Origin of the sequence: Olsenella sp. oral taxon 809 str. F0356, assembly GCF_000233535.1 — a bacterium.
GTDB lineage: Bacteria > Actinomycetota > Coriobacteriia > Coriobacteriales > Atopobiaceae > Olsenella_I > Olsenella_I phocaeensis.
In genome coordinates, this window is the sequence record NZ_JH376563.1 from 2,038,456 (window position 1) to 2,060,819 (window position 22,364).

A 22,364-nucleotide genomic window follows, 5' to 3' on the forward strand; every position below is an offset into this window, starting at 1 on the left:
CTTCACCTTGGATTATGCAGAAGGAAGCGAATTCTCTTCTGCACGTCCCCCTCTCGTCCGCAGACGGCCTCTCGCTAAAATACAAATCGCATAGGCGAGCGTAGTTACAGCCGAAATAACCACGCCAAGTTGCTGCTCCCTATCAACATACTCGAGCGATAGGTTATGCATGCCGGGGCTAAGTCTGATGCCGACCATGCCGCCGTCGACATCAACAACGGGTGTCGTAAGCCCATCAAGCTTCAACTGCCATTTACTACCATAGAGTAAAGGCAGGCAGAGCATGGCGTCGCCTTCCGAGTCGTTCGAGACGGTTCCCTGAAAAACAGCTCCATGCTGCGTGATTTCAATATCCCCCAGGCTCCCCTGCCTCGCAAAGACGGATTCAACCGTCTCGGCAGAGATGCTCTCCAGGTCAATGCTATATACGTCGGCTTCGACGCCATCGGAAGCAGAGAGGACGATGTATCGACTCGGGCCTAGATCAGTTAGATCGATGGCATATTCTCCCACGCCATCGTGAATGGAGAAACTCGTCGACCTTGCAGCATCAGGATTCCCCAAGTCGTCAGTTGCGTACACTCGTAGCGCAGACGCCTTCCGGCTATTGAGAAAGATGGTCATCCTCCCGAACTCTGCCCCTGGATCTTCGCCCAAATCAAAGCAAAGTGGAGAATGCTTCCCGCCCTTGAGCGGAACGACACCATCAACCTTATAGATGTTCCCCCTATTGTCGACGGTGCGGTCGAGCAAATTCAGTTTGCGTATCGAGTCAGACACCGTGTCCATAGAGGGCCCTGTAGCGCCAAGGGAGTCAGAATCGCCGTCCGTCAAGTAATAACCGGACGTCAGGGCAAGCTTCCTCTCATTCGGGGACATCCGAGATAGCTGGTCTTTTGTCACTGCATGCGTTGCCAGATATCCGAAGCCTTGGAAGTTGGAACAACGGTAGAGCATCTTGTCCCCCCGCATTCCTACCAGGTCATAGAAGCGTGGGTCCATGTTGTCGTCATCCTGCGTGATCACATACTTCACGCCCAGAAAACGATCGCTGAGGATGCTACGATGCGGAAAGCGTATCCAATTACTTCCAGTAGTGGTTGACGTATTGTTCCGCACGGTACCAAAATTGGAATATGCCCCAACTAGTTCGGCGGAATTCGTAGAACTATATGACCCAACGCCAGGGTAATCTTGTACGAGCTGATCGTTGAAGCTCTGCGAATCGTACGTCTTGTTCACTCTATATGTGCCACCATCTTTTTGGCGCAAAGACAGCGCAACCAAGGACGTGCCGTCGGAGTACAGGTCGTTATTCCATGCGTCGATGGAAACATAGCTCCTCAGATTGATGGTGAAGTAGTTACTAGCACAGACATCGAAGATGAGCAGGACAAGAAACAATGGCTGCACAAGCGGAAGCAGTCGTTTGTAGGCATGCTCCTCCTCAGTTGCCCTGCGATTCAGAATCCTCGCATAGAGCATGAGGAACGCAGCATAGGAGGTAAAGACGATGACCAACTTGGTCAAGGTATTCCTGCTGACGCGATACCCCGAAACCTTGCCAATGACGTATGTGATGCAGACAAGCATCAGGAACAGTACCGCAGAATACTTGACCGTCGTCAAAAGGCGCGCAGGCGAATTCTGACCTGCGACCTCCTCCCGAATCAAGCAAATTGCCTCACCAATCATGAGCACCTGCAAAAAGCACAGTATGAACGTCCACCGTTGCGTCAAGGCCCTGAAAGAAAGCATCTGGGAAACTACCGGGCAGCCCAGCGCAATGAGGCACAGCGCGAAAATCAGAAGGAATCGCTTCTTATACCTGCTGCGAGTCAATTCGACGAACGAAAAAATCGACAGGACGCTTACGCTCAATATCGCAATCTCATAATAGTTGCCCGCGCCGGAATACTTCCCACCTATGCCCAGCAAATCGCTCGAAAGAAACCGACCTATGAAGCAGCCGATGTACTTTATGGAGTAATAGGGAGGAACCACCTGAGAGCCTACAACGCTCGCTCTCGTACTCCCCATAAGCTTTGAAATGTTTGGGATGATATACTCCGACGCCATTCCGAGAGCGGCGATGACGACACCTATGAAAAGAAGCGCCCTGCTTAGCACTTCGTGCCAAGGTTTCTCATGGATTCTCAGGTAGATAACCCCATAGAGTGCAAAAAATATGCTGGCAACATAAAGCACAGGATAGCTTGCCCAAGCTAGGCAAGCCACTGCAGGCACCACAAGCGGAGCGAGGCGGTCTCTCTCAAGGAAGAGCTGGAATCCGTAGAGCGCAGTGGTGAACGAAGCCATCGTGAGAAGGAACGAGTAATGCTGTCCCCAGAGTACGGCGAAGCCATTGAAGCACCACAGCATGGCTGCGGAGATGCTTGCAAGCCCGTCTGTTAGCACCCTCCGAAAATACAAATCAGCAAAGATTGCCATCCACAGGTATCTCAGGTAGGTGCTGACGATAAGGCCCCACTTGATGTTCTTCTCTCCGAATATGAGGAGAGGAAGGTTAAGAGGATGCAGATATTTTATAAGAGGAGTTCCCGAGAAATCACCTAATCCCCTAGTCAAATCATAGGTGTTAAAATCAAAAGCGGCAATTTTCCTCAGGTCATAGATGATGTTCGGCAGATATGCATTCACCGTGTCAGCGCCTATGTCCGTATAGGCGTAAATATTCGCGGCGAAGACGAATTTTCCATAGAGAACCAGGAAGGTCACTGTAATAAGGGACCACAGGAGCAAGTAACGCCTCTTCCCCCGATACCATACGTCCATGAGTCTCCAATGCTCCCGGCCTGTGCTACTGACACGTGCTCTAATTCCAGACAGAGTCAGCCCTACAAGAGGATTTCACGCCTCGAAAGATCGTATAGCGCTGCAATGAGCAGCGTATTGTCCGCAACGGACAGCTCACCCAAATGCCCGACCCTAAATGATGAGGACGATTCTTCCCCCCCATTAGGGCAGAGCCAGATCCCATATTCGTCCTTCAGCGTATGAAGTACCTCTAGAGCGCAGGGGGAGAGAGTCTCGACATAGGTCACGGCATTCGAGGGAGACTTGAGTCGCATGGAAAAGGGCAGGCCCTTGGCCCTTCGCCTGAAATCACCTGCCAAAGTTGCAACCTTACTTATCTCGGTATCTATCCCTCGCTCACGTATCTGATGGAGCCGGGAATGAACCTGAATGAGCGTGCCGACTGCCGGAGTGAAGGGCGTTTGCCCCCTCTCGCCATCTCTCAGCAGTAAATGCAAGTCAAGATACATGCAAGTCGGCTTGACCTGTGCGACCTTCTCCAAGCCGCGTGCAGATAGAGCAACAATGGAGACTCCTGGAGGACATGCAAGCCCTTTTTGCGAGCCAACGATAACAAAATCTGCTCCAATTGCAGACATATCGAAGGTATCTGCCAGAAATGAGCTAATCGCATCAACTACAAGAAGTAGGCCATTTCTTTTACAAAAATCTCCGACGAGATCCTTGTCGTAGAGAATGCCCGTTGACGTCTCGTGTATGTTCACGAGAAGGGCCGAGAAACCAGAGCCTTCGTAGGGAGCGAGGTCGGATGCCTCAAGGGTGTCACCGCGCTTTAGCGCTATCGCCTCGTAAGCAATACCATGGAGCTCGCACAGCTCAACGAACCTGTGTCCGAAACTACCACCATCGACCACCAGGACTCGATCAGAGCCATCAAAGGCCCCAGCGATCGTGGCCTCCATCGCAGCAGTTCCAGAACCACTGACAAAGACCGCCCTTGATCCTTCTGGCGCACCCACTAGGTGTAGGAAATCGCTCTCGTTCTCTAACATCAACCTCGAGAATTCTGGCGTTCTAAAGTAAGGGACGTCGTGAGCACCTAACTCACGCACGTCGTCGTTTGATTGGACCGGACCGACGGCGAAGTTAATCAAGATGTTCTCTCTTTCGAAAATTCGTACAGACAGTCAACAAGCTCCCTCAAGGCGAGCTACACCACGAGAGTCATCTGCCAGAACCTGTTGAGCCAAACATGGCATGGAAGGTGCCAAGGATGCAGAGGAGGTCCCTCCCAAGGCTGCGGTCGCGGATGTACTCGAGCTCCAGCCTCTGACGCGAGCCGTCCTCGTAGGTGGCATCGTTTCTTGCCTTGACCTGCCACCAGCCCGTGATGCCGGGGGTGACGCTGAGGAACTCCGCCACGCTCTGACCGTAGGCCACCAGCTCGTCCGGCTCGACAGGGCGCGGGCCGACCACGCTCATGGAGCCAGAGAGGACGTTGAGGAACTGGGGCACCTCGTCCAACGAGGTCTTGCGCAGGAACTTGCCGACCTTGGTCACGCGCGGGTCGTCATCCACCTTGTGCTCGGACAGCCACTGCTGCAGCTGCTCGGGATTGAGGTGCTTTTCCACGTCGTCCGCATCAGCCACCATGGTGCGGATCTTGAGGATGTCCACAGGTATGCCATAGCGCCCCACACGCCGCTGGGCGTAGATGGGGCTCCCCTTGCTGTCCAACGCCACAAGAAGGCAGATGGCGGCGGTGGGAACGAAGCCCACGACCACCGCTACGCTCGAGAACGCCACGTCGAAGACCCGCTTGGCAATGTGATATGCCTTTGTGTCGCGCGAGCCGGGAACGGGGGGAATCTGCTCCTCCTCGATCACGATGCCCGTGCCATAGGTGGCCTCGGAAACGACCGCTTGGGCCCTCTCGCGCGTGACAGGAGCCAGGGCCTCCTGCTTGGGCTTGAGTCGCGCGTCGCGCACCATCGCGACGGCCTCCCCCACCGCACCAACGGCGAGGATGGCAGCGCCTAGACCACCCGCAACCCCATACATGGCCAGGTGTCTGCGGTGGCTCTTGGCGCCGCCCGAGTGGCCGCGTCGATCGTCTTTGGGTCTTTCCATAGCTAAAAACTCCTGGAAGCGGGCCGTCGCCCGCGTAGCTAAAGTTCGAATCCGTGGATACAGGAACGCTTAAGACATTCTAGTACAGGGAACCCGAGCCCACCGTTCCTGGACACAAGCGTGCAAATTACCCATCAACCAGGGGCTTGCGACTCAAACTCACAAGAAGCACGGTCTCAATTGCCCCTTTTATATTTGAGCCCCCTGCCGGCCCCAACCGTAAAGACCTGCCCAAGCTCAATGAGCTCCTTGAGGATGCGCGATAGCTTTGACCTTCCGAAGTCGACCATACCCAGCAGCTCTCCCGAAGACCGAGGAACGGTAGGGCTCAACAGCCCATACACGAGCCGTTGATCGTCGGTGAGCCCAAGGTCGGCAACTGTCACCGGAAGGATCACGGTGATGGTGTTCTCCATCACCAAGAAACGCGGCGTTGTCTTGCTGCTGGCATATGCGTCCCGGATACGCTGAACCCCCGTTCCAAATGCCTCTATGAGGCCCAACCGGTAGAACACGTTGGCAAGAACGGGGTTTCGCCTGATCGAAACCATGCCAGCAAGGTACTCCTCCTCCGAGATGCCCGTTGGCAGGCCGCCAGGGGATGACACCTCCACCCGGTCGGGATACATTGCGATGCGCGCGTGGGCAGGCACATCCCAGGTCCTATGAACCAATGCGTTCGCGATTGCCTCCCTAAACGCCTCGGAGGGTATGCGCTCGATCTTGGTTCGCTCGAACCCAGAAATCCGCTCGTAGCAGTAGCAATCCCTGTACATGCGGACTGCATCTTCGTATTCGAGCAACACGGACTTCCCGGCACTCGTCTCCCGACGCAGAATTACGCTGATGCTCTCTCCAAACTGAGCCATGTCAAAGCCGGGCAAATCGTTCTTGTCTGCCAACAGGGAAGCGGCATTGTTGTAGCCATCTTCGTCCGAGTAGAGCTCGAGCGTCCTGAGGGTGTCCGTGTCGAAATTCTTGATGCCAACCGTGGATTTCAGCGCCGAGCCGAGTGTCTCGAAGGTAAACTGCTGGCTTCTTGAGCTCAGCCGCTCGTACGAAAGGTTACTCCCCTCGAGCACGAGCCTCCTGAACTCGATGGGATCCACCTCGACGGTCGAGCTATCGCTACGTCGGTATGCCTTGGCGCGATAGAGATACGGCTTTGACCTCCCCGGACGAACCACGAGCTCGACAGTGGAGTCTTTCGTGTTGGGCAGAAGCTCATAGTCGGGGCGGGAAGAAATAGAATCATTGACCTTGTTTTCGATGTCAAGGCAGGCTGCCCGTACGTTGCCAAGCCCCACAACCCGCGCCGCGTCGTCCACGCCAAACAGGATTGACCCGCCCTCATAGTTCGCAAAGGCGGACGCAGTTTTGAGAAAGCTGTTTGAAATCTCCTCTCTGAATTCAAGCGTCTTCGTTTCCCTCATGAGACTCTCCAAATCAAGATTGCAGCCGAAAATCAACAGCAAAATCAACAGCAAAATTTTGCTGTTGATTTTGCCATCGCGCTTCGACCGAAAAGAGGCCCAGGAGCAACCGCCGCTACAGCCCCGAGTCCAGAGCGTCGAAGCGGTTGATGCGCAGCAGGATCTGGTCCACGTCGAGTGACCCCCAGATGGTGATGGAGCCTCTCTTGCCCCGCTCGAAGACACGCACGCTCTGGTAGCCCACGAGGGCGTTGGGCCTCGCCCACTCGATCCGCGCGATGTCGCGATAGCGCACGGTGCGCGTGAGGCCCACGAAGGGTGTGATGCGCATGCGGTCCACGTAGGTGACCACGCGGTAGTGCTTGATCGCAAGCCAGAAGGAGAAGGTGACCAGGAGGAAGGCCAGGAAGAAGGCGAAGACCACGGTCGTGTCCGCCTTGAAGGCGCCCAGCGCGCAGAGCCAGCCCAGCATGAGGCCCAAGGCACCCATGAAGACCATGGCCATGACCAGCATGCGCGAGAATTGGCCCGACACGATGTAGGTGTCGTGGTGGCTGTGGTGGCGCTCGGAGAGTCCCGGATTCCCCACCAGCTCGATGGCGGTGGCGACCACGGGCACGGCGGCAGTGAGGCCGGCAAGCATCTGCAGGGTCATGGGCGAATCGCCCCTCCGTGCCTGCCGCGCATGGAACCTCCCCCATCCTCGAACTTCCCACCAACGTGCATGACTCTCTCAGCCACTACCTTAGGGGGTAAGGCGAACGCCGCCCACGGGCGCTTGGCGTGCGGGCGGCGTTCTTCTGTATGCGGCTCAATCCCCAGCCCAGAGGTAGGGATTCGCCTGCGGGCGGCAGGGCCCAGGGTAGGGTTCGACGCGGGATGGCGGGGCCTCTCCCCCGTCCCCTCCCCCCTACGCCTGCTGGGGCACGGCGAACTTGCCCACCAGGCGCTGGAGCAGGTCGACCGTGAGCACCATGTTCCTCACGGGGATGAACTCCCTCACGGAGTGGGCGCTGTAGCCACCCGTGGCCAGGTTGGGACAGGGCAGGCCGCGCAGGGTGAGCTGGCTCCCGTCGGTGCCCCCGCGCATGGCGATGACCTTGGTGGGGATGCCCAGCTCCTCCTGCGCCTCGAGCACGTTGGTGACCAGGAAGTCCATGCCCGTCAGGTGCTCGCCCATGTTGCGGTACTGGATGCGGGAGTCCACGCTCACCGTGTCGGCGCCGTAGCGGTCGTTCAGGAAGGCCGCGATCTTGCGCAGGGTCTCCTCGCGCGCGAAGAAGCGCCCGGAGTCGTGGTCGCGGATGATGTAGGTCAGCCGGACGTCGCTCGCCGTGCCCTCGATGCGAATGGGGTGGTAGAAGCCCTCGCGACCCTCGGTGTGCTCGGGGCGCTCGAAGGCAGGCACCATCTGCTGGAACTCGCTCGCCACGGTAATGGCGTTGACCATGATGTCCTTGGCCACGGCCGGGTGCACCATGACGCCGTGGACGGTCACCGTCGCCTCCATGGCGTTGAAGGTCTCGTAGCTGAACTCGCCCAGGGCCTCGCCGTCCACGGTGTAGCACCACTTCGCCCCGAACTTCTCGAGGTCGAGCAGCCGCGCGCCATGGCCTATCTCCTCGTCGGGGACGAAGGCTATCTTGAGCGCTGGGTGCGGGATGTCGGGGTCCTGCTGGATGCGGTGCAGGAGCGAGCAGATCTCGGCCACACCCGCCTTGTCGTCGGCCGCGAGGAGCGTGCGCCCGTCGCTGCAGACGATGTCCTCGCCCACAAGGCCCTTGAGGTCGGGGAACTGCTCCTGGGTCGTGGCGACGGGCTTGCCGTCCACCACGCCGGAGACCAGGTCGCCCCCCTCGTAACGCACGACGTGGGGACGGACCCCCTTGGCAGGCACGTCGCTCACCGAGTCGATGTGCGCGCAGAGCCCCAGCGCGGGAAGCCCCTCGGCGCCGACGGAGGCGGGCACGCTGCCCGTCACGTAGGCGTGCCCGTCCACGACCACGTCCTGGACGCCCAGGCTGCGCAGCTCCTCCCCCATGTAGCGCGCCATCTCGTGCTGGAGCGGCGTGGAGGGCACCTCCCCGTCGTTCAGCGGGTCGGACTCGGAGTCTATCTGCACGTAGCGCATGAAGCGATCGACCACGTCCGGAAGCTCGGCGTCGTGCGCCGCCTGCCCTTCGTCTGCCATCTTCCTCTCCCCTTCTCGGCGTCGCCGCACGGAGCGGAGCCCGTGTGCCCTGCGCTGCGAATTTGGGCCACCACTTTTGATGCGGCCGAAAAACTGCGCATTGGTTTTGTGGAGGCCTCCGCAATCCTGGCCAAACGCCAGACTTCTTCACAATTGGGCGCTTCCGTGCGCAGTTTTCGCGCACGGAAGCGCCCGTCAAGGCCCGAAGCGACGAGCTAGTCCTCGTCGGCCAGACGCTGGACCATGGCCAGCAGGGACTGGGCGCTGTTGAAGTTGGCGGGGACGATCTCCTTTGCGGGCACGGCGACGTCGAACTCGTCGTCGATGGCGCTCACGATGGAGAGGATGTCGAAGGAGTCGAGGATGCGCTCGTCGATGAGGGTGGTGCAGTTGGTGTAGTCCACGCCCTCCTTCACGTCGTTGAGCAGGTCGATCATGGCGTCGAGGTCGATGTCCATGCTGTCTCCCATCTGGGTCGTTCTGGCGGTTTGCATATGGTCACGGGCCTGGCTGCCGCGCGGGACGGCGCGAAGCCGGGAAGAGTCTAGGCGTGCGATGTGGAAGGCGTGTTGAGGACGCTCGTCTGGACCCAGTCGCGCGCAAGTGTCACGCTGCCGTCCTCCTCCACGAGCAGGACGCGCGGCATCGTCCGGCTCAGGAAGAGGTGGATGCCCTCGGTGACGGAGTAGGCGCCGAGGTTCCTCAGGGCCAGGACGTCCCCCATGCGCAGGTCGTCCATAGGGAGGCTGCGCACGAGCACGTCGGCGGTGGTGCAGAGGCTGCCGCAGAGGCTCCACTCGCGCGCGCCGGACGTCGCGGGGCCAAGCGGGGCGGGGCCCCCGGGCACCACTGCGCCTCCGCGCCCGGCAGCACTGAGGTCCTGGATCACGGGCAGCTTCATGCCCATCATCTGCCCCAGGTAGGTGACGTGGTTCATGCCGCCGTCCACGAAGGCGTAGTGGGTGCCCTCGTTGGACTTGAGGTCCACGATGCCCGTGAGGTAGCTGCCGCACTCGGTGGCGAAGAAGCGCCCCATCTCCACCGTGAGCTCGACCTTGCCGGCGACCCTTCGCAGGTCCTGGGCGATCTGGCGGGCGGGGGCAAGCGTGTCCTGGAAGTCCTCGCCCTCGAAGAGGGGCACGGCCAGGCCGGGCCCGTACTCGAGGCGTCGGGGGCGCCAGCCGTGGCCGCGTTCGAGTTCGTCGAGCAGATCCTCGAGCCTCTGCAGCTCGCGTGCCTGGTGCTTGAGCTTGCGGCGCTGGGTGCCCACGAAGTAGTGGATGCCCACAAGCTCCGCCGCGGGGAAGTTCTGGCGCTCGTCCACGATGGAGGTCAGGTCCTCGAGCGACATGCCAAACTGGCTGCCCCCGTTGAGCCTGAGCAGCACCGGGACGACCTTCCCCGCCTCCATGGCGCAGCGCTCGACCAGCTCAAACTGGAGGCGGGACTCCGCCGTGAAGACGCCCACGCCGTACGCGAGCGCCTCCCTCACGTCGTCCTCTCGCTTGCACACGCCGGAGTACACGATCGCCTGGGGGTCGATGCCCAGGGACTCGCAGATGCTGAGCTCGCCGGGGCTGCAGACCTCGAGCTTGAGGCCCTCCTCCGCCGCAGCTCGGGCGAGGAAGGGGTTGGCCTTGATGGAGTAGCAGAGTCCCACCTCGGGCCCGAAGGCCTCCCCCACCTCGCGCAGGCGCCGGCGGAAGGGGCCCAGCTCGAAGACGAAGCTCGGGGTGCCGAAGTCCCTGGCGAGCGAGAGGAGCTCGTCTCCCGTGGCGAAGCCCCCCTCGGGGGCGAGCTTGCTGTACTGCCGGCTCATCGGCGCGCTCCCATCTGCGCCAGCTCGGCGCGGTCTATCTTGCCGTTCTTGGTGAGGGGCATCTGGTCCAGGCGGCGGACCTGTCGCGGGACCATGTAGGGGGGCAGCCTCTTTCCCAGCGCGTCGAGGAGCTCGTCCTCCGTGGGGGCGCCCAGGTAGAAGAGGCGGATGCGCTTGCGGCGCGCGTCATAGACGCAGCAGGCGCGCTCCACGCCCTCCACGGCCTGCGCCGCGGCCTCGATGTCTCCCAGCTCGATGCGCTGTCCCAGGTGCTTGATCTGGTGGTCCTTGCGCGAGGCGTAGACCAGGTCGCCCCGCTCGTCGTAGCAGGCGAGGTCGCCCGTGCGGTACACGGGCTCGAGCCAGCGGCGGTTGAGGGGGCTCTGGACGAAGGCGGCGGCGGTCTTCTCCCCGTCGCCCAGGTATCCCAGGCCCAGGGCAGTACCGCCCACGCAGACCTCGCCCTCGACGCCGGGGGACGTGACCTCTCCCCCGTCCTCGTCCAGCAGGAAGACGCGCTCGTTGGGAAAGGCGCGTCCCATGGGGATGACCTCGTCGTCCTGGTAGTCGCGCTCGACCTCGAAGTAGGTGCAGTTGCAGGTGATCTCGGTCGGGCCATAGAGGTTCACGAAGCGGGCGCCGGGAAGGAAGCTCCGCCAGACGCGCAGCTGCTTGGGGGGCATGACCTCGCCGGAGAAGAGGACGCGCCGCACCGTCCGGGGGACGCGGTAGTCGAAGCCGTGCATGATCGAGACGAAGCAGAGGGCGCTCACGGCCCACACCAGGGTGGTCACCTGGCCGTCCGCCAGGTAGTCCATGAGGGTCGTGGGGTTGGAGAAGTAGGGCCGCGGGATGATGCGCAGGATCGCCCCGCGGCAGAGGCTCGAGTAGATGTCCTTGACCGAGACGTCGAAGTCGAAGGGCGCCTGGTTGCCCAGGACGTCCTCCGCGTCAATCCCGAAGATCTGGGTGAAGGTCGGGATGAAGTCGATGACCGAGCGGTGGGACACCACGACGCCCTTGGGCGTGCCCGTGCTGCCGCTGGTGAAGTTGACGTAGAGGGGGTCGACGTCGATTGCCGACGCGCGCACCGAGGCGAGCGCGTCGGCGTCCGCCCGCGGGAAGGCGAGTGCCTCGTCGACGAGGGCGACCCTCGTGCCCGTCCCCTCGAGGGCACGGCGCGCGGCCTCCTCGTTGGCGCGGTCGGTGAGGACCAGGGCGGGTTCCAGGGCCCGGCAGATCGCCTGGATGCGCCCGTCGGGCTGACGCACGTCGAGCACGGAGTAGAAACCCCCGGCATACACGCCGCCCAGCATGCAGCAGAGGGCGTCCGTGCTCTTCTCGAGGTAGAGGGCGAGGGCCTGGCGCGGAGCCATGCCCTGTGCGACGAGCCAGCTCCCCGCCCGACGGGAGCGGTCGAGTAGCTCGGCGTAGCTCAGCTGGGAGTCGGGGTCGACCACGGCCAGCTTGTCAGGCCTGAGCGATGCCTGGCCTTCGAGCCATTCGAGCACGTTTCTCATGTTCCTGCCTTTCCCGCGCCGTCTCGGGTGCCGTCCGCCTCGCGGACGTGCCAGGACGGCGCGACTAGTACGTGACCAGGATGTTGGAGCGACGGTCGAACTCCGCCGTGGAGCCCACGAGACGGGCGCGCACGTAGACGACCTTCTCCCCGTGGCCCGTGACGGGCAGGTCGAAGGTGGGGTCCTCGCTCCAGTCACGGACCAGCGCGGTGTCGTTGGAGCCCCTCTCGCCCACGTAGTACTGGTACTCGACCTTACGGCCCAGGCCAGCGTAGGGTGTCGCCGTGACGCGAACCACACCGTCGCCGGGCTCCTCGTCGAGGGTCACCGCAGACAGCCTGTCTATGGAGCCGAGGTACTCGTCCCAACCGTCATACGAGTAGAAGTCGGACGTCACGTCCTGGCCCGTCTCAACGCGCGCGAGGAGCTCGCCAAAGGCCTTGGTGAAGCGCGCGGCGCCGTTGGCATTGAGGTGCTCGCCGTCCAGGAAGTCCGACTCGTCGGCCACGTATGCCGAGCCCCGGGCGAGGTTGAAGTCGAGGAAGCGGAAGCCCGCGTCCGTCACTACCTTTTGGGCGCGCGGCATCTGCTGGGGGTAGTAGTCGCCATAGCAGAGCACGTTGAAGGTGGGGCATGGGGCGACGACCACCGTCAGCTCGACCCCGTTGCTGCGGCAGAGGTCGCAGATGCGGCGCAGCGCGTCGAGGGTGTCGTCGCGGAAGGGCTTCCTGCCGTACTGGGACGAGAAGAGCAGCTCCTTCGCGTTGGTGTAGTCGATCACGAAGTCGTAGTTGCCATAGCCCTTGCCCTGGTAGTGCCAGTTGGGGTCGCGCTGCTTGACCGCCTCAAGCTGCGTGGTGCCGCCCAGGCGCTGGCGCAGGTTCTGGCTCACGGCGCGCGGGCCCATGCCCACGCGGTTGAAGGTCCAGGGGAAGAGGAAGTTGAGCGACTGGCTGGTCCCCGCGAACTCGTGGCTGCTCATGAGCCCCCACAGGGCGCGGGCGCGATATCCCAGCGGCTGTCCCTCGCAGCGGGCCAGGAGGTAGGCCATGCGGGCGTTGGGGTAGGAGCCCTCGGAGAAGCTCGCGTAGTCCACGCCCAGAATCGCCCGCTTCACGTGATGGTCGCGGATGGCCTGCTCTATGCCTATGTAGGAGTCCTCGAGCGACTGCGCCGACGAGGAGAGGCTGAAGGAGCTGGCGCCGAGGGTGCCGTCGAGCACCTGGAGGTCGAGGGAGCGCTCAGACACCGAGGAGCCCACGACGATGGTGTCTATGTCCTGGCCTGCCATGGAGCGGTACTCCGACCAGCGAACGGAGCTCAGGCTGCCATAGGGGTCGAGGAGCAGCGTGGCAAGGACGTTGGCGAGGGCGAGAAGGGCCAGGGTCACCAGGGTGCCGAGCGCTCGGCGAGCCCAGGTGCGACGGCGACCGGGGACGACGTCCGTGTCCATGGGCACCTCCCTCCCGCTAGAAGTTCGCATACATGAACCCTCCCGCGCCGCCGATCGAGAACGCGTACGAGGACGCGATGAGGAAGAGCAGGGCCACATAGGCGCAGGTCCTGACCAAGAGGCCGCGCGAGAGCACTAGCTCGCGCACGTCATGCCCACGCTCCTCGACGAGGCTCACCGCGAAGATGGCCACGCAGCCTATGATCGCGATGTAGCTGACACCAAGCGGCCCCGCCGCCTTGGGCCCGAAGAGTTCGGCCAGGGTGGGCTTCATCAGCTGCGGCGCGAAGTTGAGGAAGGTTGCCCTCAAGCAGGTGAGGGAGTTGCCGAAGTCGTAGATGCGGTCGAAGTACCAGCCCAGGTTGACCACCAGGAAGGTGCGCAGGGTCGCCCAGACGCGCCAGAGACGGGGGTGGGAGTCGGCGCCGAGCGTCGTGCGCATGCGGGCGAAGGCCGGCGAGAACAGGTCCGCCGCAGCGATGACCAGGCCGTTGTAGAGGCCCCAGGCCACGTAATGGACCTCCGCGCCGTGCCAGACACCCACGATGAGGAAGACCAGCACGTTGGCGCAGCAAGCCGGCAGCGTCCGCCCGAGGTGGCGTCCCAGCCTCTCTCCCGACCAGCGGCCGAGGGCCTTCATGGGACGAGTGAGGGCGAAGGGATAGAAGACGTAATCGCGCATCCACGCGCCGAGCGAGACGTGCCAGCGCCTCCAGAAGTCGGCGAGCGAGACGGCGAAGTAGGGGCGCTTGAAGTTGGGGGCCATCCGTACGCCCAGGAGCTCCGAGGCGGCGAGCACCATGTCGATGCCGCCGGAGAAGTCGGCGTACTGCTGGGCGGAGTAGAGCAGGATCCCGAGGACGACGACCGACCCGGGCATGCCCGCGTCTACGGACGAGAAGATGGCGTCAATCCTGCCAGAGAGGACGTTGGCAACGGCGTACTTCTTCATGGCGCCGAAGAGGAAGAGGAGGAGCGCCCGACGCGCGCGGTCCCAGTCGGCGCGGTTGCGACCCAGGAGCTGGGGGGCGAGATCTGCCCAACGGTTGATGGGACCCTGGATGAGCTGGGGAAAGTACGAGACGAAGAGCAGGTAGCGCGGGAGGCTGCGCTCCGCCTCCACCCTGCCGTTGTAGCAGTCGAGCAGGTAGCCCACGGCCTGAAAGGTGTAGAAGGAGATGCCCAGGGGAAGCACCAGCCCCAGGCTCGAGGGCGAGGGGGCCGCGCCCGCCTGCCAGAGGATGACGTTCCAGTACTTGAGGTAGCCCAGCGCCCCCAGGCAGCAGGCGAGGGCCGCCAGGAGCACGACGCGACGCAGCCGAGCGAAGCGAGCCTTGATCTCCTTCTTCGCCGCCCGGTCGGGGGCGGCCTTGCGACGGTCGCGGCATTCGGCGTCAAGCCGGGCCAGGGCGAGGCCAGCCGCCCAGGTGACGGCCGCCGTGGCAATGACGAGCCAGAGCGTGGGAAGGCCGCCCATGAGGCAGTAGAAGCAGAGGCTGCCGGCAAGGAGCACGACCCACTGTCCCCGGCCGAGGATGCGGCCCACGCCAAAGTAGGTGACGGCGAGGGCGGCGAGGAAGAGGACGAAGTTGAGGGAATAGAGCTCCAAGCGGGCACCTCACCTTCCTTTCTTGCCCCGCGTCGTCTGACGGGGCATCCGAGGTGCTCGGCTGCCCGCGCTCAAGATAAAAACGTTTCAGCACTCCAACTGTGACAGGCGATCGGGCGAATGGCAGCGCCTACGGCGCGAAACCATCGAAATCGCCAAAATCCCCATATGCGGGCTGAACGAGGAGGGTCGATTGCGTCTGATCCTAGGACGGGGAGGACCTGCCAGGGCGCGCGCCACGAAGGGGCGTGCGGGATGTCCGGCCCTTGGACGGGGAGATGAGGACTACGCATTGCGCTTCCGGTGGCGGGCGCGTGGCCTCCTGGCCTTCGCGCTCCCCTCCATGATCGTGTGAACCGCCTCGCGGATGTTGGGAGGCGTGCGCTGGTAGAGGTCGGCGAACTCGAAGTAGCCGTCCTCGGCGAGGTAGCCGCGACGGGTGCCGCCGGCGGGGTCGCCACCGTCCTCGATGCCGAAGAGCTCGTTGGGCGTGCACGAGAGGACCCGGCAGACGTCCCAGACGTAGCGGGACTTCAGGCTGTTGCGACCCACCTCCCAGGCGTTGTAGGTCGACGGCCCGACGCCGAGCTCCGTGGCGACGTCGGCCTGGCTCTTGCCCGACCTCACCCTCAGCTCCTTGAGCCTCAGCCTTCGTTCCACCGTCCGTCTCCCATGCGCCGACCTGCCTGCATGGGGCCATTCTTTATGAGGACACGCCGGCCGAATATATGGACCATGTCGAAACGTCTGAGTTGGCCACCAATATCCACGTACCGTAGACTTTGTAATGCACGCGAAGGCAGAAACGAGCTTGAAACCCACGAACGGAGAGCCATGGATGACGAGAGGGACTTCACCGCCCCGGACCCGAGCCAACCGTACCGGTTGGACGGGACCGACAGGACCGTCACCTATGCGGAGATGACCGCAGAGATAGACCCCGAGCTCCTTCCCTGCAGCAACGCGGACCTGGAGCTTCTGCTCTCGCTCATGGGCGCGACGCCGGTGGAGAGGGGCTGAGACGCGGACGCCTGCGGGCGGCCACGGGCCCCAGCACGGGAACTGGAGTCATTCTCCCTCGAAATACGAGGCCGTACGCCTTCGAAAAGTGAGGCCATTCTCCCTCGAAAAGTGATGCTCCAAATGCTCGAAAAGTGAGATGCTAAGAAAACCGCAGGTAAAAGCTATCGAGCAGAGCACTAACGAGGAGGTCAACATGAGACTGCAGCAGCTGCGCTACGTCATAGCCGTCGCCGAGGCGGGGTCGATCAACGCCGTCGCCCATGCGCTCTTCGTCTCGCAGTCGAGCCTTTCCGTCGCGATCAAGGAGCTCGAGGCCGAGATGGGCATCTCCATCTTCAACCGTTCGAGCCGCGGAATCTCGCTCACCAGCGAAGGCGTAGAGTTCCTGAGCTACGCCCGCCAGGTGGTGGAGCAGGCCGACCTCCTCCAGAGCCGCTACGCCGGCGACCGCACGAGCGCCTCACGGAGGCTCTCCGTCTCGTCCCAGCACTACGCCTTCGCGGTGAACGCCTTCATCGACTTCGTGTCCGAGCACGACGACGGCAGCTGCGAGTTCACCCTGCGCGAGACCCGCACCGCTGACGTAATCGAGGACGTCCGCGGCTTCAGGAGCGATCTTGGCATCCTCTACCTAGGCTCCTCCAACGAACGCGCGCTGCAGCGGCGCTTCGACGAGGCGGGTCTCACCTTCACCTCGCTCTTCAAGGCACGTCCCCACGTCTTCGTCCACGAGGGCCACCCGCTCGCGCGGCTCGGCACGGTGCGGGTCAAGGACCTCGCGCGCTGGCCACGCTACACCTTCGAGCAGGGGCCCCAGAGCTCGCTCTTCTACTCCGAGGAGCCTCTGAGCACCCTGCCGCACGAGCGGCGCATCGTAGCCAGCGACCGCGCAACGATGACGAGCCTCCTGCGCGACTACGAGGGCTTCCTGGTGTCCACCGGCGTGAGGTCGGACGAGATGTACTCGGGCATCGTGTCGCTCCCGCTCGAGACCGACGAGGTCATGAACGTGGGCTACGTCGTCCACTCCGAACGGCGCCTGAGCGAGCTTGCGCGGACGTACATCAAGAAGCTGAACGCTCTGATCGTCGGCTTCGACGACCAGAGCGTCCTGGTCCCGTCCAAGGGCGCGCTCAGGGACAGGTGAGAGGGGCGGGCACGGGCGCCTAGCGGGCGGCGTCCTCCGCGACCTTGCGCGAGAGCACGAGCACGGCGAGCGACGCGAGCAGGAGCAACGCGGCCAGGACGAGCGCCACGAGCCTGCCGCCCATCTGCACGCAGGCCACGGCCAGCACGTTGGCCACGAGCAGAACCCAGGCCGACGCCTTCTGGTCTGCCACGCGACGGGGCGCGTTTGCCGCCCGGGCGAGGCGGGCGCCAAGGACGACGCTCACGACGCCCGAGACGAGCGCCACGAGCCCCAGGACGAACCCACCCAGCGGCGCGCTGCCGTTGGAGACGTCGCCCGGCAGCATGCCCAGCTCGAGGAGCACGCCCTCGGCCAAGGTCACCACACCCAAGAGCAGCACGGCTATGGAGAGGACCTTCAGGCCCTTCTGCGCTCCCATCATGAGGAGCTCCCTTCCCTCGCTTGGCCCCGACGTGCCGCCGAGGCCCCACGTTTCTCTCCCCCGATGATACCCAAGGGCCCGCCAGTCGCGACGCCGCGACCGCAGGCGAAGGCGCGCTGCGTTGCGGAGGGTGACACGCAGGCGTAAAGTCAGCAAGGCGAGAGGACCTGCGTCCGTGCCTTGTGGGCCAGGAGGTGCCAGCCGGAGCGCCACGCGCCCGCGCCACGTCGGCACAGCACGTCCCTCTCGCCCCACGCCAACCGCCCCTGACGCGACCCGCGCGCCCCGCCCCCATCCCAGACTTGGAGCCCCATGCCCGCCGACCTCACCCCCACACCCCAGGAACCCTTGGACCAGAGGGACGTCGCCTCGTTGGGACAGCTCGTGCCCTGGCCGGACGACGAGCACTTCCCCGACATCCCCACCGAGGACGCCCTCGAGCTCTTCCTGGGCTGGGTCGAGTCGCGCGGCGTCACCCTCTGGGAGCACCAGGAGGAGACCCTGCTCGACCTCGCGTCCGGCAGCCACGTGATCCTGGGCACGCCAACGGGCTCGGGCAAGTCCATGGTCGCCCTGGGCCTCTGCTTCATGGCCATGTGCACCGACCGCCGCAGCTACTACACCGCACCCATCAAGGCCCTGGTGAGCGAGAAGTTCTTCGACATGGTCGAGCTGCTGGGCAGGGACAACGTGGGCATGGTCACCGGTGACGTCACCATCAACCCCGCCGCGCCCGTCGTGTGCTGCACGGCCGAGATCCTGGCCAACCTCGCGCTCTCGGAGGGCGCCCGCGCCGACGTGGGCTGCGTCGCCATGGACGAGTTCCACTTCTTCGGCGACCGCGACCGCGGCTGGGCCTGGCAGGTCCCCCTGCTCACCCTCCCCCACGTGCAGTTCCTCCTGATGAGCGCCACCCTGGGCGACGTCAGCGCCATCGCCGCCTCGCTCGAGGGACACACGGAGCGCGCCTGCGAGCTCGTGCTGGACGCCGAGCGACCCGTGCCCCTGGAGTACCGCTTCGTGGACACGGGACTCGAGGGCACGGTCGAGCTTGCCCTGAAGGACGGCGACGCCCCCCTCTACGTCGTGCACTTCTCGCAGGACAGCGCCCTCGCCAGCGCGCAGTCGCTCGCGAGCTACGGCGTGAGCACCCGTGAGCAGCGCGACGCCATCAAGGAGGCCGTCAAGGGCACGCGCTTCACCACCACCTTTGGCAAGACCCTGCGCCGCCTGCTCCTCTCGGGCGTGGGCGTGCACCACGCGGGCATGCTCCCCCGCTACCGCCTCCTGGTGGAGAAGCTCGCCCAGCAGGGGCTCCTTCCCGTCATCTGCGGGACCGACACCCTGGGCGTGGGCATCAACGTGCCCATCCACACCGTGCTCCTCACCGCACTCAGCAAGTTCGACGGCAGGCGCATGCGCAGGCTCTCGGCGCGCGAGTTCCACCAGATCGCCGGGCGCGCGGGCAGATCGGGCTTCGACACGGAGGGCCTGGTCATCGCCCAGGCGACCGAGTACGAGATAGAGAACGCCCGCGCCCTGGCCAAGGCCGGTGGCGACCCCAAGAAGGCCCGCAAGATCAAGACCAAGAAGCCGCCCGAGGGCTTCGTGGGGTGGAACAGGCAGACCTTCGAGCGGCTCGTCGAGGCCACGCCCGAGACCCTGCGTCCCCACATGAAGGTCACCCACTCCATGGTGCTGGGCGAGGTGGAGCAGGGCGGCGACGCACATGAGCGCGTGATGCGCCTCGTGGAGGACTCCCAGCAGACCGAGGAGCAGAAGCTGCGCCTGCGCGTCCGCGCGGACGAGATCTTCGCGACCCTGATCGACGCCGGCGTGGTGTCGCGCGAGGAGGCCACGGACGGAAGCCTTGCCTTCGACGGAAGCCCGTCAGCGAGCTACGCCCTCACCGTCGACCTGCCCGAGGACTTCGCCCTGGACCAGCCGCTCTCGCCCTTCCTGCTCGCGTCGCTCGAGCTCCTGGACCCCGAGTCGCCCGACTACGCGCTCGACCTCATCAGCATGGTGGAGGCGACGCTCGAGGACCCGCGCCAGATACTGCGCGTCCAGGAGCGCCATGCCCGCGACGAGGCGATGGCGCAGATGAAGGCCGACGGCATCGACTACGACGAGCGGATTGACCGCATCCAGGAGGTCAGCTACCCCAAGCCCCTCGAGGAGCTGCTTGGGGAGGCCTTCGCGCGCTACTGCGAGCAGGTGCCTTGGGCGCGTGACTTCGAGCTGTCACCCAAGAGCGTGCTGCGCGACATGGTCGAGACCGCAAGCGACTTCAAGGGCTACGTGGCCCGCTATGGCATCGCCCGGAGCGAGGGGACGCTGCTGCGCTACCTGAGCGACGCCTACCGCGTGCTGAGCCGCACGGTCCCCGCGTCGAAGCTGGACGAGAGGCTCGAAGAGGTCGTGGACTGGCTGGGCCTGGTGGTGCGCACCGTGGACTCGAGCCTCGTGGACGAGTGGTTCGGCCTGGGATCGCAGGACGAGGGCGGGCTGGACGCCGCGGCGCCGCAGGAGGCGGACGTCGTCGTGCGCGACCGGCGCGGCCTCACGCTCTTGGTGCGCAACGCCCTCTGGAGGCGCGTGCGGGCGGCTGCGGTGCGCGACGCCGCGACCCTGGGCGCGATGGACGAGGAGTGGGGTTGGCGAGAGAGGCGCTGGCAGGCGGCGCTGGACGAGCTCTTCGGAGAGCACGACGAGGTTCTGCTGGACGGGGACGCCAGGAGCTCGGCCTACCTCTGGGTCGATGAGGCGGACGAGCGCGAGGGGCACGTCTGGCATGTAAGGCAGATGTTCCACGACGCGGACGGCGATGACGACTTCGGCATCGCCGCGGACGTGGACCTGGACGAGACGCAGGCCGAGGGCAGCGTCGTCTTCGCCAACTACCGCGTCGGCTTCGTCGAGGACCTGCGGGCCTAGGCCTAGGCCTCTGCCCCTCTCCCCTCCCCCCTCGCGAGTGCGCAATCTGAAAGCTTCAGTTTGCGCACTCGAGGCTTCTCTCGCCTGCATTTGCCCAGGAAAGTGAGAAAGAACCCTGCCGAGTGCGCAATTTGACTCATTCAGTTTGCGCACTCGGGCTGCAGGGCACTCTGACTAGGCTGGCATCTACCCTCGAGTGCGCAAATCAGTACGTTCAGCTTGCGCACTCGGGCGGACGACGGCCACGGGGGAGCAGCCGTCGGAGGAGAATCCTGCGCCGGGCACGCAGCTCGGGGTCCCCGAGCAGGTCAAGTCGCTCTCGCGCAAGCCGCTTCCCCATGTGCCTCGACGAAGACGAAATCACTCGAGCCAGAAGCGTCTCAGCAGCCGCAGGCGTGCGCAAGTCATCGAAGACAATGGGGCAGGCGACGATGCCAAGTGCCGCATAGTCCTGCATCCTACGAACGTCCTCCCTTCGCTGCTCCGCCAGGTCATGCCATTCCCCGCTGTCATACTCAAGTGCGAGCTCCAGGCCAGGGAAGTACAGGTCGGGCCTGAGCCTCCGGTGTTGGACTCCCCTTCCAGACGGCCCGAGGTCCAAAGGCTGGTTGACCAGGGGCTTCTCGAGACCGATGCCACCCAGCTCTGGCGGAAGGCTCAGGAGCAGGGCGAGAAGCGACTCCATCGGGGACGCGGCACTCTCCACTGCCAGATGCGCGGCCTGCCTTGCCAGCGCAACGCCCCGCATGCGCGAGCAGCCAGCCAAGAAGCCAGAGAAGTCCTCGAGGCGCTGGAGTGGCCTGAGCCCATACGTACAGGCTCCCCGCAAGGGGTCCCATGGGTCCCTGCCGTAGCTGCCGCACATCTCGTTTGTGAACTCCGTTAGGTCGACGAGGGCGGCAAAGTCCTCAAGGATGCCCCTTCGGATGCGCCTCTGCCGGTCTCGGGCAAGCTGCAAGAGGCTGAGCTGGGGAACGTCTATCGCAAACCCATGCGTCCCAGGCTTCAGAAGCGGGGACGACAGGCCCAGGAAGGCGGTCGCGGGAAACTCGACCGAACACATGTCACTTGCCACGAGACGATGCCGAACCCTATGCCCCGGGTCCGGGGCATGAAGGCGCAATGGATGCGCTGCATTGATGGCGAGAAGACCAGAGAGCCGGTCGACCGCGACGTCACCCAAGCGCTCGTAGAGGCATGCCGACCTCCTCACTCGCCGCAAGCCCGTTGGCGCGACCGTGACCTGATTGTCAATCCTGCTTCTGCGCAGCAATTCCAGGGAGCTGCCGCCCGACACGAAGATATCCATGCAGCGAGACTAGCAACGCAAGCTCGCAGGTACCTCGTTGGCAGCTTGCCGCAGACTGCCAGCAGATTGGGGTTGATGTATGCAAGCCTCGTTTGCGCAGTTCAGCCATGACACCAACCTGCAGCTAACGCTTAAGTTGCCTGCCGTCGAACCGACGTGGGAACACACTCGTCACAGAAAGCCCACGGACTACCCCGCTTGGACAAGCCCCGCGCTTCCTCGTCCCGCTTGGACAAGCCCCGCCCTTCCTCGTCCCGCTTGCCTCTCTCTCCGCTCGCCTCTTTCCCCTCCCCGTGTCTCCTCTCGCGAGTGCGCAATCTGAATGCCTCGAATTGCGCACTCAACACAATTAAGCAGCGTGTTTGCCCAGGAAAGGAGGAGGCATGGGTAGTCGAATGCGCAATCTGAAGCTTTAAGTTTGTGCACTCGCGAGGGGGAGGGAGAGAAAAATGGCGAGAGGAGCGCCTGGCCTTCGCCGCAGCGTCCCTCTCGCCTGGAAGTACCTCTTGGCGGAAGCCGGACCGCCGCAGCGGCATCGTCTCCTGCCGTGCAGACGCCCCGCCTCCTGCCGCGCGGGTGGCTGCCCCCCTG

At 63.7% G+C, this 22,364-nt stretch carries 17 protein-coding genes; 3 read left to right on the forward strand and 14 right to left on the reverse strand.

The features are described 5' to 3' along the window. Positions 1–12: 12 nt before the first annotated feature. The 12 genes from HMPREF1008_RS09160 to HMPREF1008_RS10690 form a co-directional block, all read right to left on the reverse strand. Positions 13–2,796 (reverse strand): YfhO family protein, encoded by a 2,784-nt coding sequence (locus HMPREF1008_RS09160; RefSeq protein WP_009279583.1) that lies wholly within the window; start codon positions 2,794–2,796, stop codon positions 13–15. 62 nt (positions 2,797–2,858) lie between these two features. Continuing rightward, complete coding sequence (locus tag HMPREF1008_RS09165; RefSeq protein WP_198003174.1) at positions 2,859–3,932, reverse strand: alanine--glyoxylate aminotransferase family protein; 1,074 nt, start codon at positions 3,930–3,932, stop codon at positions 2,859–2,861. A gap of 70 nt (positions 3,933–4,002) precedes the next feature. Continuing rightward, entirely contained in the window at positions 4,003–4,908 is a 906-nt protein-coding gene (locus HMPREF1008_RS09170) for a sugar transferase (protein WP_009279585.1), read from the reverse strand. Positions 4,909–5,084: 176 nt separating this feature from the next. Continuing rightward, positions 5,085–6,341 carry an ATP-binding protein gene (locus HMPREF1008_RS09175; RefSeq protein WP_009279586.1) on the reverse strand — a complete coding sequence of 419 codons (1,257 nt, stop codon included), beginning with the start codon at positions 6,339–6,341 and terminating at the stop codon, positions 5,085–5,087. 115 nt (positions 6,342–6,456) lie between these two features. Then, the gene (locus HMPREF1008_RS09180; protein ID WP_009279587.1) at positions 6,457–6,996 is read right to left on the reverse strand and encodes a hypothetical protein; all 540 of its coding nucleotides are present in this window, start codon (positions 6,994–6,996) and stop codon (positions 6,457–6,459) included. A gap of 255 nt (positions 6,997–7,251) precedes the next feature. Then, positions 7,252–8,532: a peptidase T gene (pepT, locus tag HMPREF1008_RS09185; protein WP_009279588.1), complete on the reverse strand. Its 1,281-nt coding sequence runs from the start codon at positions 8,530–8,532 to the stop codon at positions 7,252–7,254. A 215-nt stretch (positions 8,533–8,747) separates the two neighbouring features. Continuing rightward, positions 8,748–8,990: a hypothetical protein gene (locus HMPREF1008_RS09190; RefSeq protein WP_009279589.1), complete on the reverse strand. Its 243-nt coding sequence runs from the start codon at positions 8,988–8,990 to the stop codon at positions 8,748–8,750. 86 nt (positions 8,991–9,076) lie between these two features. After that, positions 9,077–10,351 (reverse strand): alanine racemase, encoded by a 1,275-nt coding sequence (locus HMPREF1008_RS09195; RefSeq protein WP_009279590.1) that lies wholly within the window; start codon positions 10,349–10,351, stop codon positions 9,077–9,079. Beyond that, entirely contained in the window at positions 10,348–11,871 is a 1,524-nt protein-coding gene (locus HMPREF1008_RS09200) for an amino acid adenylation domain-containing protein (protein WP_009279591.1), read from the reverse strand. Before HMPREF1008_RS09200 ends, HMPREF1008_RS09195 begins: the two co-directional genes overlap by 4 nt. A gap of 64 nt (positions 11,872–11,935) precedes the next feature. Continuing rightward, complete coding sequence (locus HMPREF1008_RS09205) at positions 11,936–13,324, reverse strand: hypothetical protein (protein WP_009279592.1); 1,389 nt, start codon at positions 13,322–13,324, stop codon at positions 11,936–11,938. A gap of 16 nt (positions 13,325–13,340) precedes the next feature. Continuing rightward, complete coding sequence (locus HMPREF1008_RS09210) at positions 13,341–14,933, reverse strand: MBOAT family protein (RefSeq protein WP_009279593.1); 1,593 nt, start codon at positions 14,931–14,933, stop codon at positions 13,341–13,343. Positions 14,934–15,218: 285 nt separating this feature from the next. Next, entirely contained in the window at positions 15,219–15,593 is a 375-nt protein-coding gene (locus tag HMPREF1008_RS10690) for a helix-turn-helix transcriptional regulator (protein ID WP_009279594.1), read from the reverse strand. A 174-nt stretch (positions 15,594–15,767) separates the two neighbouring features. Between HMPREF1008_RS10690 and HMPREF1008_RS10505 the strand changes: the two genes are divergently transcribed. After that, a complete protein-coding gene (locus HMPREF1008_RS10505; RefSeq protein WP_009279595.1) occupies positions 15,768–15,953 on the forward strand; it encodes a hypothetical protein in 186 nt (61 codons plus the stop codon). Positions 15,954–16,149: 196 nt separating this feature from the next. Next, positions 16,150–17,103: a LysR family transcriptional regulator gene (locus tag HMPREF1008_RS09225; RefSeq protein WP_009279596.1), complete on the forward strand. Its 954-nt coding sequence runs from the start codon at positions 16,150–16,152 to the stop codon at positions 17,101–17,103. A gap of 19 nt (positions 17,104–17,122) precedes the next feature. On the opposite strand, the gene HMPREF1008_RS09230 is transcribed toward HMPREF1008_RS09225, so the two are convergent. Further along, positions 17,123–17,527 (reverse strand): hypothetical protein, encoded by a 405-nt coding sequence (locus HMPREF1008_RS09230; protein ID WP_009279597.1) that lies wholly within the window; start codon positions 17,525–17,527, stop codon positions 17,123–17,125. Between the two features lie 312 nt (positions 17,528–17,839). Between HMPREF1008_RS09230 and HMPREF1008_RS09235 the strand changes: the two genes are divergently transcribed. Beyond that, positions 17,840–20,464, forward strand: coding sequence for an RNA helicase (locus tag HMPREF1008_RS09235; protein ID WP_009279598.1), 2,625 nt, complete (start codon positions 17,840–17,842; stop codon positions 20,462–20,464). A gap of 214 nt (positions 20,465–20,678) precedes the next feature. On the opposite strand, the gene HMPREF1008_RS10030 is transcribed toward HMPREF1008_RS09235, so the two are convergent. Next, positions 20,679–21,539, reverse strand: coding sequence for a hypothetical protein (locus tag HMPREF1008_RS10030; protein ID WP_156797638.1), 861 nt, complete (start codon positions 21,537–21,539; stop codon positions 20,679–20,681). Positions 21,540–22,364 lie beyond the last annotated feature (825 nt).

Excerpts from the sequence above, each read along its gene's own strand:
- HMPREF1008_RS09160 (WP_009279583.1), bottom strand. The coding sequence starts at position 2,796 with ATGGACGTATGGTATCGGGGGAAGAGGCGTTACTTGCTCCTGTGGTCC.
- HMPREF1008_RS09170 (WP_009279585.1), bottom strand. The coding sequence starts at position 4,908 with ATGGAAAGACCCAAAGACGATCGACGCGGCCACTCGGGCGGCGCCAAG.
- HMPREF1008_RS09175 (WP_009279586.1), bottom strand. The coding sequence starts at position 6,341 with ATGAGGGAAACGAAGACGCTTGAATTCAGAGAGGAGATTTCAAACAGC.
- HMPREF1008_RS09180 (WP_009279587.1), bottom strand. The coding sequence starts at position 6,996 with ATGACCCTGCAGATGCTTGCCGGCCTCACTGCCGCCGTGCCCGTGGTC.
- pepT (WP_009279588.1), bottom strand. The coding sequence starts at position 8,532 with ATGGCAGACGAAGGGCAGGCGGCGCACGACGCCGAGCTTCCGGACGTG.
- HMPREF1008_RS09190 (WP_009279589.1), bottom strand. The coding sequence starts at position 8,990 with ATGGACATCGACCTCGACGCCATGATCGACCTGCTCAACGACGTGAAG.
- HMPREF1008_RS09195 (WP_009279590.1), bottom strand. The coding sequence starts at position 10,351 with ATGAGCCGGCAGTACAGCAAGCTCGCCCCCGAGGGGGGCTTCGCCACG.
- HMPREF1008_RS09200 (WP_009279591.1), bottom strand. The coding sequence starts at position 11,871 with ATGAGAAACGTGCTCGAATGGCTCGAAGGCCAGGCATCGCTCAGGCCT.
- HMPREF1008_RS09205 (WP_009279592.1), bottom strand. The coding sequence starts at position 13,324 with ATGGACACGGACGTCGTCCCCGGTCGCCGTCGCACCTGGGCTCGCCGA.
- HMPREF1008_RS10505 (WP_009279595.1), top strand. The coding sequence starts at position 15,768 with ATGGATGACGAGAGGGACTTCACCGCCCCGGACCCGAGCCAACCGTAC.
- HMPREF1008_RS09225 (WP_009279596.1), top strand. The coding sequence starts at position 16,150 with ATGAGACTGCAGCAGCTGCGCTACGTCATAGCCGTCGCCGAGGCGGGG.
- HMPREF1008_RS09230 (WP_009279597.1), bottom strand. The coding sequence starts at position 17,527 with ATGATGGGAGCGCAGAAGGGCCTGAAGGTCCTCTCCATAGCCGTGCTG.
- HMPREF1008_RS09235 (WP_009279598.1), top strand. The coding sequence starts at position 17,840 with ATGCCCGCCGACCTCACCCCCACACCCCAGGAACCCTTGGACCAGAGG.